The sequence below is a fragment of the Vreelandella sp. L-15 genome, assembly GCF_056857635.1.
On the sequence record NZ_JBSXNN010000068.1, the window covers coordinates 40,070 to 57,202 of the forward strand.

At 58.3% G+C, this 17,133-nt stretch carries 15 protein-coding genes; 2 read left to right on the plus strand and 13 right to left on the minus strand.

Features of this window, described 5'->3' with window-relative positions:
- Positions 1 to 7: 7 nt before the first annotated feature.
- The 9 genes from trpA to leuC all read right to left on the minus strand — a co-directional run bounded on the left by trpA (position 8) and on the right by leuC (position 10,500).
- Positions 8 to 811 carry a tryptophan synthase subunit alpha gene (gene trpA / locus AC13CY_RS10315; RefSeq protein WP_483052494.1) on the minus strand — a complete coding sequence of 268 codons (804 nt, stop codon included), beginning with the start codon at positions 809 to 811 and terminating at the stop codon, positions 8 to 10.
- An 8-nt stretch (positions 812 to 819) separates the two neighbouring features.
- Positions 820 to 2,058: a tryptophan synthase subunit beta gene (gene trpB, locus AC13CY_RS10320; RefSeq protein ID WP_044628333.1), complete on the minus strand. Its 1,239-nt coding sequence runs from the start codon at positions 2,056 to 2,058 to the stop codon at positions 820 to 822.
- A gap of 109 nt (positions 2,059 to 2,167) precedes the next feature.
- Positions 2,168 to 2,803, minus strand: coding sequence for a phosphoribosylanthranilate isomerase (locus tag AC13CY_RS10325; protein ID WP_044628334.1), 636 nt, complete (start codon positions 2,801 to 2,803; stop codon positions 2,168 to 2,170).
- Complete coding sequence (gene truA, locus AC13CY_RS10330) at positions 2,800 to 3,738, minus strand: tRNA pseudouridine(38-40) synthase TruA (protein ID WP_062360413.1); 939 nt, start codon at positions 3,736 to 3,738, stop codon at positions 2,800 to 2,802. The genes AC13CY_RS10325 and truA overlap by 4 nt, the downstream gene beginning before the upstream one ends.
- A gap of 30 nt (positions 3,739 to 3,768) precedes the next feature.
- Complete coding sequence (locus tag AC13CY_RS10335; RefSeq protein ID WP_054640832.1) at positions 3,769 to 5,682, minus strand: FimV/HubP family polar landmark protein; 1,914 nt, start codon at positions 5,680 to 5,682, stop codon at positions 3,769 to 3,771.
- Positions 5,683 to 5,912: 230 nt separating this feature from the next.
- Positions 5,913 to 7,025, minus strand: a complete 1,113-nt coding sequence (gene asd, locus AC13CY_RS10340; protein WP_172514554.1) for an aspartate-semialdehyde dehydrogenase — start codon at positions 7,023 to 7,025, stop codon at positions 5,913 to 5,915.
- A gap of 140 nt (positions 7,026 to 7,165) precedes the next feature.
- A complete protein-coding gene (gene leuB / locus AC13CY_RS10345) occupies positions 7,166 to 8,245 on the minus strand; it encodes a 3-isopropylmalate dehydrogenase (RefSeq protein ID WP_172514555.1) in 1,080 nt (359 codons plus the stop codon).
- 152 nt (positions 8,246 to 8,397) lie between these two features.
- Positions 8,398 to 9,045, minus strand: a complete 648-nt coding sequence (gene leuD / locus AC13CY_RS10350) for a 3-isopropylmalate dehydratase small subunit (protein ID WP_289124339.1) — start codon at positions 9,043 to 9,045, stop codon at positions 8,398 to 8,400.
- A gap of 3 nt (positions 9,046 to 9,048) precedes the next feature.
- The gene (leuC, locus tag AC13CY_RS10355) at positions 9,049 to 10,500 is read right to left on the minus strand and encodes a 3-isopropylmalate dehydratase large subunit (RefSeq protein ID WP_044628340.1); all 1,452 of its coding nucleotides are present in this window, start codon (positions 10,498 to 10,500) and stop codon (positions 9,049 to 9,051) included.
- 157 nt (positions 10,501 to 10,657) lie between these two features.
- On the opposite strand from leuC, the gene AC13CY_RS10360 reads away from it, so the two are divergent.
- Together AC13CY_RS10360 and AC13CY_RS10365 are read left to right on the plus strand one after the other, a co-directional pair.
- The gene (locus tag AC13CY_RS10360) at positions 10,658 to 11,548 is read left to right on the plus strand and encodes a LysR family transcriptional regulator (RefSeq protein WP_058578072.1); all 891 of its coding nucleotides are present in this window, start codon (positions 10,658 to 10,660) and stop codon (positions 11,546 to 11,548) included.
- A 261-nt stretch (positions 11,549 to 11,809) separates the two neighbouring features.
- The gene (locus tag AC13CY_RS10365; protein WP_288102479.1) at positions 11,810 to 12,730 is read left to right on the plus strand and encodes a ketopantoate reductase family protein; all 921 of its coding nucleotides are present in this window, start codon (positions 11,810 to 11,812) and stop codon (positions 12,728 to 12,730) included.
- Positions 12,731 to 12,984: 254 nt separating this feature from the next.
- On the opposite strand, the gene AC13CY_RS10370 is transcribed toward AC13CY_RS10365, so the two are convergent.
- From AC13CY_RS10370 to AC13CY_RS10385, 4 genes are all read right to left on the minus strand, one after another.
- Positions 12,985 to 13,611 (minus strand): glutathione S-transferase family protein, encoded by a 627-nt coding sequence (locus AC13CY_RS10370; RefSeq protein WP_213261939.1) that lies wholly within the window; start codon positions 13,609 to 13,611, stop codon positions 12,985 to 12,987.
- 126 nt (positions 13,612 to 13,737) lie between these two features.
- The gene (mmsB, locus tag AC13CY_RS10375) at positions 13,738 to 14,634 is read right to left on the minus strand and encodes a 3-hydroxyisobutyrate dehydrogenase (RefSeq protein ID WP_213261938.1); all 897 of its coding nucleotides are present in this window, start codon (positions 14,632 to 14,634) and stop codon (positions 13,738 to 13,740) included.
- Between the two features lie 42 nt (positions 14,635 to 14,676).
- Entirely contained in the window at positions 14,677 to 15,792 is a 1,116-nt protein-coding gene (locus AC13CY_RS10380; RefSeq protein WP_213261937.1) for an enoyl-CoA hydratase/isomerase family protein, read from the minus strand.
- Positions 15,793 to 15,838: 46 nt separating this feature from the next.
- Complete coding sequence (locus AC13CY_RS10385) at positions 15,839 to 16,993, minus strand: acyl-CoA dehydrogenase family protein (RefSeq protein WP_089674545.1); 1,155 nt, start codon at positions 16,991 to 16,993, stop codon at positions 15,839 to 15,841.
- Positions 16,994 to 17,133: the final 140 nt, after the last annotated feature.

The window sequence follows — 17,133 nt, forward strand, 5'->3', positions numbered from 1 at the left end:
AACGCGCTTAGGCGTCCATCGCGGTGCGCATTTCTGCCAGCACGCTTTTTAACTGCCCGGCGATCGTTTCAGGCACATCGACGCTATCGGCAATACGGTTAACCAGTGCACTGCCCACAATCACGCCGTCGGCAACTTTTGCCACTTCGGCAGCCGTCACACCATCGCGAATACCAAAACCAACGCAAAGCGGTAAATCGGTCATATCCCGCAGCGGCGCAAGGTGCTCGGCCACGTCTTCAGCGTTCAACGTGGCCGCACCGGTGACACCTTTTAGCGAAACATAGTAAAGGTAGCCCTCACCGTGGGCGCATATTGTAGCGGCACGGGCGTGGGAAGTGGTAGGCGCAACGAGGAAAATCGCAGCCAAGTCCCGGGCTTTCAACAGCGGACCGAACTCTTCGGCCTCTTCAGGCGGCATATCCACCACCAGCACGCCATCCACCCCAACGCTTGCGGCCTTGTCGGCAAACATTTCGTAACCGATGCGCTCGATGGGGTTGAGATAGCCCATCAAGACGATGGGCGTCGTGGTGTCGGTCTGGCGGAATTCGGCCACCATGTCCAGCAGATCGACCAAGCGGGTGCCCTGTTTCAGCGCCCGCTCGCAGGCTTTCTGGATCACCGGGCCATCGGCCATGGGATCTGAAAACGGCACGCCAAGCTCAATCACATCAGCGCCCGCGTCTACCAAGGCATGCATAAAGCCAACAGTATACTGCGGTGCCGGGTCGCCTGCGGTGATGTAAGGGATCAGGGCTTTACGCCCCTGCTGCTTTAACTCTGAAAAACGCTGGTCAATACGATTCATGCTAGCCCTTAAAACTCGATGCCGTCGATTTTCGCAACGGTCATGATGTCTTTATCACCACGACCCGAGAGGTTCACCACAATATGCTGATCCGGGCGCATGGTGGGAGCCAGCACCTTGGCATGGGCCAACGCATGGGCAGACTCCAAAGCGGGCATAATGCCCTCCATGTGGGTCAGCTCACGGAAAGCTTCCAGCACCTCTTTATCGTTCGCGGCTACATAGTTAACCCGGCCCACGTCTTTCCACAGCGCGTGTTCGGGGCCAACGCCGGGATAATCTAGGCCTGCAGAAATAGAGTGCGTATCCGACACCTGCCCCGCCTCATCCGACATCAGGTAAGTTCGGTTTCCGTGCAGCACGCCACGCGGCGCGTTAGATGAGAGCGGTGCGGCGTGACGGCCTGTCTCTACCCCATCGCCACCGGCTTCCACGCCGTACATGGCCACTGCGTCATCTTCTACAAACGGGTAGAAAAGCCCCAGTGCGTTGGAGCCACCGCCCACGCAGGCGACCAGCGCATCGGGTAAACGGCCGATTTGCTCTAGTGACTGGCGACGGGCTTCGCGGCCCACCACGGCATTAAAATCACGCACCAACTGCGGATATGGGTGCGGACCCGCCACGGTACCGATGATATAGAAGGTATTATCCACGTTCGTTACCCAGTCGCGCAGGGCTTCGTTCATGGCGTCTTTAAGTGTACGGGTGCCAGACTCCACCGGGATAACCCGGGCACCCAGCAGACGCATGCGGTAAACGTTGAGCTTCTGGCGCTGCACATCGGCAGCCCCCATATAGATATCGCACTCAAGGCCCAAGCGGGCGGCTACAGTGGCTGTGGCAACGCCGTGCTGGCCAGCACCGGTTTCAGCAATCACGCGCGGCTTGCCGGTCTTTTTCGCCAACAGCGCCTGACCAATGGTGTTATTAACCTTATGAGCGCCCGTGTGGTTGAGGTCTTCCCGCTTCAGCCAGATTTGCGCGCCGCCTAACGACTCTGACCAGCGCTTGGCGTGATACAGCGGAGAAGGACGGCCAACGTAGTGAGCCAGGTCACGATCAAACTCGGCCTGAAAATCCGGATCATCACGCAAACTCAGATAAATCTGCTCCAACTCTTCCAGCGCAAAGCTTAAGGTTTCTGACACAAACCGGCCGCCGTAGGGGCCAAAATGACCACGGGCATCCGGCATTCGGGTCAGGTCGCTGAACTTGGTTTCAGTTGCTGAGACAGTCACAGGCATACCTCACAGGATCGCCAGAAAAGGCAAAAATGAATGAACAAACGTCTAGCGCGCCCACGTTCGCGGTGAGCCACGCATCGTAATTCTGAGTGCACGCAGGTGGTAACGCTTAATGCGTATTGGCCTGCGCCACATGACGAACAAAAGCGGCCATTAACTCGGCCTCTTTAACACCGGGGGATGCCTCAATACCGCCTGAAACATCAACCGCATACGGCGCTACCTGAGTCACCGCGGCGGCAATATTATTGGCTGTTAGCCCACCCGCGAGGATAACAGGTTTTTCCAAGGTTGCGGGGATTCTAGACCAATCAAAGGTCTCGCCAGTTCCACCCGGCACGCCCGGGCGGTAGGCATCTAACAGCAGCGCTTGCGCCGCCGCGTACTCTTTTGCCGCCTCGTGTAGGTCGATGTCATCGCGCATGCGCAGCGCTTTAATCCAGGGCCGCCCAAACTGTTGGCAAAACGCCGCCGACTCATCGCCGTGGAACTGAATAAGATCTAAATGCGGCAGACACTGCTCAATCAGCTCGGCAGGCTGGTTCACAAATAGCCCCACGCGGGTCACAAACGCAGGCACCTGTGCGGCAAGTACCCGCAGGGCCTCAGGGGTAATGCTGCGGCTACTTTTCGGCCACATCACAAAACCTAGCGCATCGACACCCAATGCCACCGCTTTGGCGATATCTTCCGGGCGAGTGAGCCCACAAAACTTGATACGCGTGCGTGTCATCAGCTGGCTCATGAGGAAGTCTCCTGCTGCTCGGGTTTCGCTTGCTTGGAGAACGTCAGCCGCCGCCTTGCGGCCACCCGAGGGCTTTCCGGCAATACGCGCTCTCCGGTCCACTCCCCAGTAAAGGCGAGTAGATTCGGGCCTAGCGGCTCTTTGGGTAACTCGAAACGCTCATCGTAGATGGAGTCGACAAAATGCAAGCCGCAGGCAGGCGCCGTCACATCCCCTTTACGGCGGTTTTTCAGCGCCAGCAGGCGCTCAATATGCCCTTCGTCCTGCACGCCGCGCCCAACGCTTGCCAAGGCTCCTGCAATATTGCGAATCATGTGGTGCAAAAAGGCGTTGCCTTGAATATCGATGACCACCAGCGGGCCGTGACGCTTCACTTCCACAAAGTGCATTTGCCGCCAGGGGGTTTTCGACTGACAACCGGCGGCGCGAAAACTACTGAAGTCATGCTCGCCAACCAACGCCTGGGCAGCACGGTGCATGGCATCGGCATCCAGTGGGTCACGGCACCAGGTCACGTTAGCGCGCTCTAACACCGGGCGGCTAATTTGGTTCAAGAAAATATAGCGATAGCGGCGCCCCAGCGCCCCCAGGCGGGAGTGAAAATCGTCGGACACCGGCTTCACCCAACGCACCGCCACGTCTCTGGGTAGATTGGTATTCGCGCCAAAGATCCAGGCCTTTTCGGTGCGCTGTACCGGCGGGTCGAAGTGAATCACTTGGCGCGTGGCGTGTACACCTGAATCTGTGCGCCCACTGGCATGGATACGTACCGGCGCGCCAGCCACCTTGGCTAACGCATCCTCGATGGCCTGCTGGACAGAGGCCGCATGCTTTAAACGCTGGAAGCCGCAAAAGCGTGAGCCATCGTACTCAACGCCCATCGCCAAACGGCCAGCCAGCGGTTGTGTCTCATCAAAGTGGTAGAACAGCGTCATCGAGCCACGTCATTTAGAGGATTTTGAAGGTTAGCTATTATCCCGACGTCGCAGCTCGAATGCCACCTCTTCGATTTCCCACTCCTCTTCAGGCACTCGCCGCGTGTGATTCGCGCTCTTAGACGGGGTCGTCGTGCCACTGTTCAGCCCATCGTTATACGCACCCTCCTCACCCGTTTCCTCTTGTTTTAGCGATGGGGGGTTATAGTCAATGTAGTAATCCAGGGGCTGAGAGCGCTGATCCTCATCAGGCGGCGACACCTCGTCCTCCACGCCCTCCTTCGGGCTTTCCTGCTCATCGGCATGGGATAAATCATCGAGCGCACTGGCTTCCTGTTTCGCCGTCGAAGGCGCTAGCGATACCTGATCTTGGCTATCCGGTTTATGCTGCTGACGCTGTGCCGCTAATCCCGATGCTTGGCTGCGTGTAAACACGTCATCGTCGTCCGCTTCCCACTCTTTTGGTGCTTCGCTGTCACTAACCGTTGGCGGCTCCTCATTTGGCGCAGCCATGCCGGGCTTCATTACCGGCGCTTCATCAAACGCTGCGGTCTCCAGCTCTGGCTCAGCAGCCTGTGATTCAAAAGGGGCAGCATGGGCAGGCTCCGCGACATGCGGCTCCGTGCGCCCTGAGGCTGTCGCAGCAGACGCCGGCGGAGGCGTTACGGAACGTTCGGTTACCGGTGCATCTTCCCACTGACGCTCTCGGCGCTTACGCGACCAGACTAACCCTGCCAACAACAGCACGAGGGCAGCACTGGCTAGCGGCCACCGATACTCAGCTAGCGGCGCTAACACACTGCCCTGATTGGCAGTAGGTTCAGGTGAAGCGCCCTGGCCTTGCTCACGCCCTGCGCCTACCGAAAGCCCCGTTGCGACGGCATTAGCCGCGCGGCTCTCCTGCTGAGAGGCATTCAGCGCCTCGGTTAACGCAGCAACCTCCCGGCGTAGCTCAGCCAGCTCTATACGCAGCTGGGCTCGCTCTTCAAGCACTTGTTGGAGCATGGCTTGGCTTTCGGCCAGCTGCTCTATGACGTCATCTAAAGTAAGGCCAGCCAGCGCACTTTCAGGATTTTGCGCCTGCTCAGCGTCAAGTGGCTCTGCCGCTGACTCCGCGACAGAAGCGCTATCACCGGCGGCCTGATCCAGCTCTTCCTGCGGGATTTCTGCCGCCGCTTCGGCAGGCGGCGATTGACTTGTCCGCCGCATTGCTTGTACCGCACGCGCCGCCTCACCGGGTGAGCGCGCCATCACCTGTTCCCGGCTCGGCACCGTCAACGTTTGGCCAGCGCGCAGGCTATTGATATTGCCAGAGGGAAAAACGCTCGGATTTGCATCCACCAGCGCCACTATCATCTGCTGTACGCTAGCATTATCGGACTTAATCCGGTCGGCCACACTCCACAGCGTATCGCCACTTGCCACATAAGCGGTGTTATTTGCTGTGGAAGTGCTACCGCCGCTTGGCACGCCTGGGGCTGCAGAAGCGGCAGACTGGCGATTGGGTAGAGCAATTTTCTGCTGCTCATGCGATGGACTGCGTGCATTCACCATATTGGGCGGATCAAACAGCAGCATAATCGCTTCCGTACGCCGCCCTTCAGGCGTAGTGATGGTGACCAAGAGATCCAACCATGGCTCGTTCACCGCTTGCTCAGAACGCAGCACCAACTGTGGGCCTCCGGGCATACGCTGTAATTCAGCGCGCACGCTGGCGACCAGCGGCGTCCACTCTAAGCCCAGCGCGTTAAAGGCAGCTTCATTTGCAATTTCCACGCGTACATCGTCTAGCGCCACACCGGCGGCATCGACCAGCGGCACGGTGGCATCTAGCGGCGATTGCAGCGGAGAATTCACGGTGGCTTGCCCAAGCCCAACCGCTAAAGCCAACGGGCTAACAGCGCTCAGTGGCAACCACAACCACCATGCCAGCTTCTTTTTCATGTAGGGCCCCTACTGCCTGCGATTCACTGCCACGATGCAACACCTTCATTCTGTTGCGACGAGATAAGTTAGTTCGTTCTCATCATAGCGTATTTATCATGGCGTTATGTTCAACGCATACATTTGCATGAAGTGACGGATTAGAAACATAAGTCACGGCAAAAAAATGGGAAGCTGCGAACAGCTTCCCATTTTTAGCTAGCGATTAAACGCCGGTGTTTCGCGACCGCTTACTGCTCACGCAGAATTTTCAGCATGCGCTTGAGCGGCTCAGCAGCACCCCACAGCAGCTGGTCACCCACGCTGAACGCTGAAAGGTATTCACCGCCCATTTTCAGCTTACGCAGGCGGCCTACCGGCACTTGCAGCGTGCCAGTGGCAGCCGCAGGCGTTAGGCCCGCAATGGTGGCGTCTTTGTCGTTGGGGATCAGCTTGACCCACTCGTTATGCTTGGCAATACGTTCTTCAATCTCATCCAGCGGCACATCTTGCTTCAGCTTGATGGTGAACGCCTGGCTGTGAGAGCGCATAGCACCAATACGTACGCAGAGGCCATCAATGGGAATCGGGTTGTTCTCAAGACCCAGAATCTTGTTGGTCTCGACGCTACCCTTCCACTCTTCACGGCTCTGGCCGCTATCCAACTTGGTGTCGATCCACGGCAAAAGGCTGCCTGCTAACGGCGCAGCGAAGTTGTCTGTGGGGAAATCACCGCTGCGCATGGCTGCCGTCACTTTGCGGTCGATGTCCAGAATCGCGCTTGCCGGGTCGGCCAGCTCGCTGGAAACGCTGTCGCGCAGCTGGCCCATCTGGTTCAGCAGTTCACGCATGTGCTTGGCACCGGAGCCAGACGCCGCTTGGTAGGTCATGGAGGTCATCCACTCGACCATATCGGCTTCAAACAGGCCGCCTAAGCCCATCAGCATCAAGCTAACGGTACAGTTGCCACCAACGAAGGTTTTGGCTCCATTGGCGAGCTGGGCGTCGATCACCTTACGGTTCACCGGATCGAGGACGATAGTGGCGTCATCTTCCATACGCAGCGTACTGGCGGCATCAATCCAGTAGCCTTTCCAGCCGTCGTTACGCAGGTCGCCGTAGACTTTCTTGGTGTAGTCGCCACCTTGGCAGGTCACGATGACATCCAGAGCTTTTAGATCGTCTAGTGCAAACGCATCTTCCAGCGGAGGCACGTCCACGCCGATATCGGGACCAGGCTGGCCGACTTGAGAAGTGGTGAAAAAGATCGGCTCAATGCCGTTAAAATCACCATCTTCCTGCATGCGCTGCATCAGCACCGAGCCAACCATGCCACGCCATCCCACGAAACCGACTTTCAACATGTGAAGTCCTCCAACTAAGAATGAGACCTATATTATACACAAATATCAGACACGACGTCGGCCACCCCTGAGGGCAGCCGACATGTGCTATTCAAACAAGCATTGAAGCGAATCAAATAGTTAGCAAGCTTTCTTTATCACTAAGTACGCGCAAAGGCAGCGAGTACCGCATCGCCCATCTCCACCGTGGAGACACGGCGGGTGCCTTCCGAAGCGATATCGGCGGTGCGCAGGCCGTCGTCCAGCACGCTGCCTACGGCAGCTTCGATACGCTCAGCCATCGCTGCTTCATTCAGCGAGTAACGCAGCATCATCGCCACGGAGAGCATCATGGCCAGCGGGTTGGCGATGTTTTGGCCCGCGATATCCGGCGCGCTGCCGTGGCAAGGCTCGTACATGCCCTGCCCGCTCTCGTTGAGCGAGGCAGACGGCAGCATGCCAATGGAACCTGTCAGCATGGCAGCGGCATCGGAGAGAATGTCGCCAAACATGTTGCCGGTGACCACCACATCGAACTGCTTCGGCGCGCGCACCAGCTGCATGGCAGCGTTGTCCACGTACATGTGGGACAGCTCGACATCCGGGTACTCCGGCGCCAGCCGCTCCATGACCTCACGCCACAGAATCGTTACTTCCAGCACGTTGGCTTTATCTACTGAGCAGAGCTTTTTGCCCCGCTTCTGGGCCATCTCAAAAGCGACGCGGCCAATGCGCTCAATTTCGCTTTCGGAGTAGACATAGGTGTTGAAACCAACGCGCTCACCGTTGCGCTCTTCGATACCGCGCGGCTGGCCAAAGTAGATGCCGCCGGTGAGTTCACGCACGATCATGATATCCAGCCCCGCTACCAGCTCGGGTTTCAGGCTGGAAGCGCTGGCCAGCTGCGGGTAGAGCATGGCCGGGCGCAGGTTGCCGAACAGGCCGAGATTTTTACGCAGCCCCAACAGGCCCTTTTCAGGGCGCTTGGAGAGGTCTTCGAGTTTATCCCACTTGGGGCCACCCACCGCACCCAGCAGAATGGCGCTGGCGGCTTTGGCTTTTTCCAGTGTTTCAGCGGGCAGCGGCTCGCCGTGGACCTCGTAAGCGGAACCGCCCACCAAGCCCTCTTCTACCTCGATATCCAAGCCCGCCTCTTGGCAGGCTTTCAATAACCGCGCCGCCTGAGCCGCGATTTCCGGGCCGATACCATCACCGGGCAGCAGTAACACTTTATGAGTCATGCTCAATCCTTAGCACTGATAATTTAGATATTCATAGCCCATGGCAACTCTCTGCGAGGGCGCTGTGAACCCCTCCCTGGGCGCTACTTTTGCCATCCATGGAAAAAGACCCTCGCATAGACTTGCCCTTGCCATTACTCGGTGAGTGGACGCTAAGCTGGCTGGCGGAACAGCCACGGGCGCTGCTGGCGATGCTTCTCTTCAAAGCTACGAATAGCGTCTTCGTCTTGCAGGGTGATGCCAATATCGTCCAAGCCATTCAGCAGGCAGTGCTTGCGGAATGCGTCCACCTCAAACTCCAGAATTTCGCCGCTGGGCGTGATCACCCGCTGGTGCTCAAGGTCGATATCTAACTGATAACCCTCGTTGGCCTCTACTTCAGCAAACAGGCGATCCACTTCCTCTTCCGCCAGGGTGATCAGCAGAATGCCGTTCTTGAAGGCGTTGTTGTAGAAAATATCGGCAAAGCTCGGGGCAATCACGACTTTAAAACCGAAATCTTCCAGCGCCCAAGGGGCGTGTTCGCGGGAGCTACCGCAGCCGAAGTTACGGCGCGCCAGCAGTACCTCAGCGCCCTGGTAACGCGGCTGGTTCAATACGAAATCCGGATTCAGCGGGCGCTTCGAGCAGTCTTGCCCCGGCTGGCCTTCATCCAGGTAGCGCAGCTCGTCAAACAGGTTGACGCCAAAGCCCGTGCGCTTGATGGACTTCAAAAACTGCTTGGGAATGATCAGGTCGGTGTCGACATTAGCGCGATCCAGCGGCGCGACGATGCCTTCAAAACGTTCGAACTTTTTCATGACTTAGGCCTCCTGCGCGTGTGTGGCGTCGTTAGCGGGTAAGGTGCGTACATCAACAAAGTGACCGGCAATCGCCGCTGCCGCTGCCATGGCAGGGCTCACCAAGTGAGTACGACCGCCATAACCCTGGCGACCCTCGAAGTTACGGTTAGAGGTAGACGCACAATGCTCGCCTGCGCCCAGCTTATCGGCGTTCATGGCCAAACACATGGAGCAGCCCGGCTCGCGCCATTCAAAGCCCGCCTCAATGAAGATTTTGTCCAGGCCTTCCGCTTCCGCTTGGCGCTTCACCAAGCCAGAACCCGGCACCACCATAGCCAGCTTGATGGAATCGGCCACTTTGTTGCCCTTCGCCACTTTTGCCGCTTCACGCAGGTCTTCAATACGCGAGTTAGTACAGGAGCCGATAAAGACTTTATCCAACTTGATATCGGTGATCTTCTGATTCGCCTGCAAGCCCATGTACTCCAACGCGCGGGCGTGGCTGCGCTGAACGGTTTCGTCATCGGCAGCTTGCGGGTCGGGTACTTGGCCTGAAATACCGGTGACCATTTCCGGGCTGGTGCCCCAGCTCACCTGCGGTTCGATCTCTTCGGCTTTCAGCGTCACCACTTTATCGAAGTGAGCGTCTGCATCCGACACCAGGTTGCGCCAATCGGCTACGGCGGCTTCCCACTGCTCGGCGGTGGGCGCAAAGGGGCGCTCAGCGAGGTAGTCGATGGTGGTATCGTCCACGGCGATCAGGCCCACGCGAGCACCCGCTTCAATCGCCATGTTGCACACCGTCATGCGGCCTTCCATGGAGAGCGACTCGATGGCGCTGCCAGCGAACTCGATGGCGTAGCCTGTGCCGCCTGCGGTGCCAATCTTGCCGATAATCGCCAGCACTACGTCTTTTGCGGTCACGCCCAGGCCCAGCTCGCCTTCGACGCGCACCTGCATGTTTTTCATCTTTTGCGCCAGCAGGCACTGAGTGGCTAATACATGCTCCACTTCTGACGTACCAATACCGTGAGCCAAGGCACCAAATGCGCCGTGGGTGGCGGTGTGGGAGTCGCCGCATACCACGGTCATACCGGGCAATGTAGCGCCCTGCTCGGGGCCTACCACGTGCACGATACCCTGGCGTGGGTCGTTGATTTTGAACTCTTCGATGCCGTACTCGACGCAGTTATCGTCCAGGGTTTGCACCTGAATAAGCGAGACCGGGTCTTTAATGCCGCTATTGCCCTCGGCGCGCTCTTTCACCGTGGTGGGCACGTTGTGGTCCGGCGTTGCCAGGTTGGCATCCAAACGCCAGGGCTTACGGTTGGCCAAACGCAGGCCTTCAAACGCCTGGGGCGAGGTCACTTCGTGGAGCAACTGGCGGTCGATGTAGATCAGCGCCGTACCATCATCGCGCTGTTTCACCAAGTGCTGGTTCCAGAGTTTGTCGTAAAGGGTTTGACCTGACATGTGGCTCTCCTGGGCAGTGCCCTGCTAGTTCGGTATGGCAGCCTCTGCGTGCTGCTTAAATTGCGATGAACAGGAGTGTTACGCGACTCGTGCATAAAAGCAATTCATGTTATTCATACTTTAGATTCCAAATAGGAATAAATGACCAGGAGCCGCCGTGGATACCCAAAGCCTGCAAGCCTTTCTCGCCGTGGCGGAAACCCAGAGCTTCTCCCGCGCTGCCGAGCAGCTCCATCTCACGCAGCCCGCCGTCAGCAAGCGCATCGCCACACTGGAAGACTTGCTGGGCACGCGGCTCTTCGACCGCATTGGACGGCGCATCGCACTCACCGAGGCGGGTAACGTGCTGCTACCCAAAGCTCAGCGCATTCTGTTTACCGTGGAAGACAGCCGCCGCGCGCTGGCGAATCTCTCTGGTCAAGTGGGCGGCAAACTGACGCTCGCCACCAGCCACCATATTGGTTTGCACCGGCTGCCGCCGCTATTAAAGCAGTACACCCAGCGCCACCCAGAAGTCGCGTTAGACCTGCACTTTTTAGATTCCGAACTGGCCTACCAGGGCGTAATGGATGGCACGCTGGAAATGGCCATTGTGACGCTCGCCCCTCACCCCGTTGAACAACTGCAGGTAGTCGAGCTTTGGCGAGACCGGCTGTGTTTTGTCTGCGCCAAAGACCACCCGCTGGCCCAACGCAGCCGTGCTGATGACAAGCCCCTGAGCTTGGCGGAACTGTGTGAAGTGAACTGCATATTGCCGGGAGCCAAAACCTTTACCCGCACGCTGATTGGCCAGCGCTTTGAAGAAGCAGGTCTTAACCTGCCCGTGAGCATGTCCACCAACTACCTTGAAACGCTCAAAATGATGTGTGGCGTTGGTTTAGGATGGAGCCTGTTACCCGAAAAAATGCTCGACAGCGAGCTAGTAGCGCTACCCGTAGACACCGCGCCCATCCATCGTCCGTTGGGCTATCTAGTACATAACAACCGCACGCCCTCTAATGCTGCCCGCAAAATGATTGAGCAATTGGAAGCAAATCGCGAAACATAAAGTTACAAAAAAGCTTACCTTCAGGAACCGCTGATCAATTCGTCTCTAAGCGGCTGAAACGCTCATAATGGCACTTTCACTGCATCAGCGGTCGCTTTCTGATCAGCGAAGGTGGTCTGTTTCCCCTGCCAGCCGGATTAGCCGGCTGGCAGGGCAGATGACAGCTGTGGCGGGATGTGTGCAGCGTTTCCCTTAGCTTAGCCTCCCCACACCGAACACGGTAAGCTTGGCGGCACTCTCGTTGCTGAAGATGCTTTACCCATGACAACCCACTGGATTCTTGGCCCTGGGGCCATTGGCCGTTTATTGGCGCACTCGCTGGCCCCGTTTGTGGAGGTGGCGGTGATTGGCCGCCGTGAATTGCCTACGCGGCAGGTGCTCACCACGCCAGAAGGCGAAGCGCGTGATCAGTACTTAACCTCACTCGCCGCTAAACAGTTGGTGGCTAATGCCCCTAAGCCGCCTGCGTTTGTGCATATCACTACCAAAGCGATGGCTGCCGAGGCGGCGCTTTCGAGTATTGCCAGCCTGCTGCCCCCCTCTACCCCGCTGGTGCTGTGGCAGAACGGTTTTTATACCCAGCCGCGCATTACCCAAACGTGGCCTGGGCCGGTGCTGTGCGCTACCACGACTCAGGGGGCGTACTTAACCGGGGATGATGGCGTGGTACACGCAGGCCGTGGGCCAACGTTTATCGGGGATTTGGATAACCAGCACCCAGGGTTAGCGGAATTCTTAGCGGCGCTGTTGAGTGAGGCTGGGTTTCCCGCTACGGCAGTGGGCGATATTCGTAGCCGCCTGTGGCAGAAGCTAGCGGTCAACGCGGTGATTAACCCCCTGGTGGCGTTGCATGGCGTGCGCAATGGGGAACTTCGTGGTGATGCCTACTCGGGCCGTGTGGTTGCCGTGGTGAAGGAAGTGGCTGCGATTTTAGCGAAGGAAGGCGTTGTGCCGCCGAGTGGTAGCGAGGGTGAAGCCGGGTGGTTGGCGTTGGTATGGCAAGTGGTGGAGAACACCGCGAACAATAAAGCCTCGATGCTGCAGGACATGGAGGCGAAGCGGCCTACCGAGCGCGGGGCGATTTTGGGGCCGTTGATTGAGAGCGCTGAGCGGCATGGGTTGGGGTGTGAGGTGTTAAAGGGGTTAGATCAGGAGTTGGCATTATTGGAGGCTGGGTTTTAGGTGGGCTTGGGTGGCTGAATCGTCGCGCGCTGAAGCGCCCTCCCACATGCGTTCCCAGCAGCACTTTCACAAGCACTTTCACAAGCACTAAATTCAAATGTTGTGATAACAGCCGGTAGCTTAATTAAGTATATAGATAACAGCCCAGGGCAGCGTTGCTGCCCCTCGCGGTTGCCTCGCGTTGCTCGTTATCACGCACTACAAGATGTGTTTAGCTCGTGGGCGTGGTTGCTCGTTGGGTTAGCAATAGCCTTTTAAGTAACGGGAATCATCACTATTTTGCGGTAGGCGGGGCGTTCGGCGAGCTGCTCTACCCAGCGCTGTAGAAGCGGGCGGGGCTGCCAAGTAAGGCCGCTGTTTAAGAGATTGTAGGTGAACGGGGCGATGGCGATATCGGCAAGGCCGAATTCATCACCAGAGAACCAGGACTGCTGGCTTAACGCGGCGTCTAGCTGGGCAAAGAGTTTTTCGCAGGTGGCGATGGCGGGGTCTAGCAGTGTGCTATCGCGCTGTTCCGGTGGGGTGCGTACATAGCCCATCAAAATGGTGCGGTGGGCGGGGGTTAGCAGGCTGGTGGACCAGTCCATCCACTTTTCCATTTGCGCCCGTTTGGCAGGGCTTTCAATCCATAAATGGTTGGGGCCGTACTGCGCCGCTAGGTAGCGGATGATGGTGTTGGACTCCCACAGCACGCTTTGGGTGGCGTCATCTTTAAGCAGCGGCACCAAGCCGTTGGGGTTCATGGCGAGGTATTCTGGCGTGTCGTTTACGCCGTGTTGCAGGCCTGCCATGACCTGCTCGAACGGTAGTTCCAGTTCTTCCAGTACCCAGAGCACTTTTTTGACGTTAGTTGAGTTGTTGCGGCCCCAAAGCGTAATCATGGCAATCCTTGTTGTTGGTTAGTTTTGTGGCGCGACCAGGGCGGCGTTGCCGCCCTTCGCGGGTGCCTCGCGCTGCTCGTTACCACGCGCTACGCCACCCCCTCACGATTTACCACTTACCACTCACTACTCACTCTTATCCTGATACAGCTTGAGCAGGCTGGAGAAGTCGAGTTTGCCGTTGCCGCCTGCTTTGTGCAGGGTGAACAACGAACGGGCGGCGGAGCCCATGGGCACGGGGGATGCGCTTTGCTGGCTCACGTCCATGGCGAGGCCTAAGTCTTTGATCATTAGATCCACCTGGAAGCCGCCCTGGTAGCCTTTCGAGGCGGGGGCGTTTTCCATCACCCCTGGGTAGGGGTTGTAGACGTTCAGCGCCCAGTTGCCGCCGGAGCTTTGCTTCATGATTTCCGACAGCACGGCGGGATCTAGGCCGTTTTTGACGCCCATATTGATCGCTTCGCAGGTGCCCGCCATCAGAATCGAGAGCAGCATGTTGTTGCACACTTTGGCTACCTGCCCTGCGCCGTGGTCACCGGCGTGGAAGATGTTTTTACCCATGGCTTGCAGCACTGGCTGCGCCTGGGCGAACTGAGCCTCCGAGCCGCCGACGATAAAGGTCAGCGTGCCCGCTTGGGCACCGCCTACCCCACCGGAGACCGGCGCATCCACAAAGCCAATGCCCTTCTCTGCCCCAGCGGCGGCTACTTGACGGGCGGTGTCGGCATCGATGGTCGAGCAGTCAATCACCAGCGCGCTTGGCTTGATCACTTCAAACAACGGCGCATCGCCATCAACGTACAGCCCGCGCACGTGCTTGCCTGCGGGCAGCATGGAGATAATGAAGTCGGCATCGGTGGCCGCTTCCGTAGCGGTGGCGGCAATCTCGCAGCCTTGAGATTTAGCGGTTTCCAGCGCTTGGGCGGAAAGGTCGAAAGCGCGCACGGTAAAACCTGCTTTCGCCAAATTGGCGGCCATGGGGCCTCCCATATTGCCTAAACCAATAAACGCAACGGTAGTCATCTTTTTATCCTTATTAGCGTGCTGTAGAGAGTGTGGTGTGCGTTATTTAAGATCTGCCAGCGGGTTGGTGTCCCATGCGGGGGCCAGCAGCTCGTCTATAAAGGAGGGCTCGACCGAGGCCACGTCTGGGTAGGTCCAGCTGGGCTGGCCGTCTTTATCCACCAGCAGAGCACGTACGCCTTCGGGGAACTCCCGGTGGCGGCAGCACTGCACAGAGAGCGAAAGCTCAAACTGAAACACTTCCGCCAGCGACATATGCTTGGCGCGGGCGAGCTGCTCGTGAATCAACTTGACCGAGACGGGGCTGCCGTGGGCCAAGGTTTTTTGCGCTTTGCTGAACCACTTGTCGTCGGTCTCGACTGCCAGCACGGCCTCGACCATCTGCTCGACGGTGTCGTGGTCCATCAGCTCACGAATTAAAGAAGACGACTTGTAAACCGGCGCTTCCATCTCCGCGAACACCTCTTGGGAGGCCTGTTCCAGCTCGCGCAGTACGTGATTCACCACGCCGTGGGCGTCGGTGTGTTCGCCTTCGCCCCAGCTGGCTGCTAGCAGCTTTTCGGCCAGCTCGTCGCGGTAGTGGCTGGCAATGGCGCGGTCGGCAAGGCCCAGGTGAACCGCATCCGGGGCGTTAATTTGCCCACCGGTCATGGCCAGAAACCGCCCGGCGCCGCCCGGTAGGCGGTTAAGGAACCAGCTCGCGCCCACATCCGGATAAAGCCCAATAGTCACTTCCGGCATGGCAAGACGGGAGGTTTCCGTGACGATGCGGTGGCTACTGCCGCTTAACAGGCCCATGCCGCCGCCCATCACGATGCCGTTGCCCCAGCAGATCACCGGTTTGGGGAAGGTGTGCAGCTGGTAATCCAGGCGGTACTCGTTCTCGAAGAAGCGCTCGGGGAAGTCCGCGGCACCTTCACCTTGAATGGCTTTGTAGAGGTTGACCACATCGCCACCGGCGCAGAAGGCTTTTTCGCCTGCGCTATCCAGCAGCACGGCTACGACCCGCTCGTCGCTTTGCCACTGGTTTAGGCGCGGCAGGATCTCTTCGATCATTTCCAGCGTGAGCGCATTTAAAGAGCGCTCGGCGTTCAGGGTAATCTCGCCAATCACATGGCCATCTTGGGTGGTGTGCTCTTCAAATAGTACGCAACTCATGGTTTGTCCTTATATGCTCGGGGCTTGGTGATATGTGCCCTGGCAGCTATAGCTCAGCGGCACCGTCGGCCAGTACGCGGCGGGAAATAATCAGCCGCATAATCTCGTTGGTGCCTTCCAGAATACGGTGCACGCGGGTATCGCGCACGTAGCGCTCCATCGGGTACTCCTTAATGTAGCCATTGCCACCGTAAAGCTGCAGCGCTTCATCGCACACCTTGAAACCCACATCGGTAGCGAACCGCTTGGCCATCGCACAGTAGGTGGTGGCATCCGGGTGGCCCGCATCCAGCTTGGTGGCGGCCATGCGTACCAATTGGCGGGCGGCCACCAGCTCGGTCACCATATCGGCTAGGCGGAACTGCAGCGCTTGGAACTCGGCCAGGCGCTTGCCGAACTGCTTGCGCTCTAGCATATACTCGCGGGCTTTATTGAGCGCCTGCTGAGCGGTGCCGATCGAACACGTCGCAATATTGATGCGCCCGCCGTCCAGGCCCTTCATGGCGATTTTGAAACCGTCGCCCTCGTTGCCCAGCAGGTGGTTAGCGGGTACGCGCACGTCTTCAAAGGTGATCATGCGGGTGGGCTGGCTGTTCCAACCCATTTTTTCCTCTTTGCGGCCGTAACTGATGCCCTCGCTCTTGGCATCCACCGCGAAGGCGGAAACGCCGCTGGGGCCTTCGCCGCCGGTGCGCGCCATCACCACCAGGAAATCGGTGCTACCCGCGCCGGAAATAAACATCTTGCTGCCGTTCAGCACGTAGTGCTCGCCATCGCGCTTGGCGGTGGTTTTCAGCGAGGCCGCATCGGAGCCTGCGTTGGGTTCGGTTAAGCAGTAAGAGCCCAATAGCTCGCCGGTCGCCAGCTTTTCGCCCCACTGCGCCACGGCGTCCGGTGTGCCGAAGTCCGCCAGCATCCAGGTCACCATGTTGTGGATGGTGAGGTACGCGGTGGTGGAGGTGCAGCCCATCGAGAGCTGTTCAAAAATAATGCTGGCATCGAGCCGGGAAAGGCCCAGTCCGCCGACACTTTCCGGGGCGTAGAGCGAACAGAAGCCCAACTCCCCTGCTTTACGAATCACATCGACGGGGAAAAAAGATTCTGCGTCCCACTCGGCGGCGCGGGGCTCCAGCTCGTTCTGGGCGAACGCCCGGGCCATATCGGAAAAAGCGACTTGGTCTTCACTTAGCTCAAAATTCATGGCGTATCTCCACAGTGCGTGGATGCACCGCGCCTAGGCAGGCGGCAGGCAAGTCACGCATTAGCTGTTGTCATTATTAGCAATGTTGACGTTTACGTTAACTTATATTCTTACCCTACCTTGCGCAACCAAATCCCCCA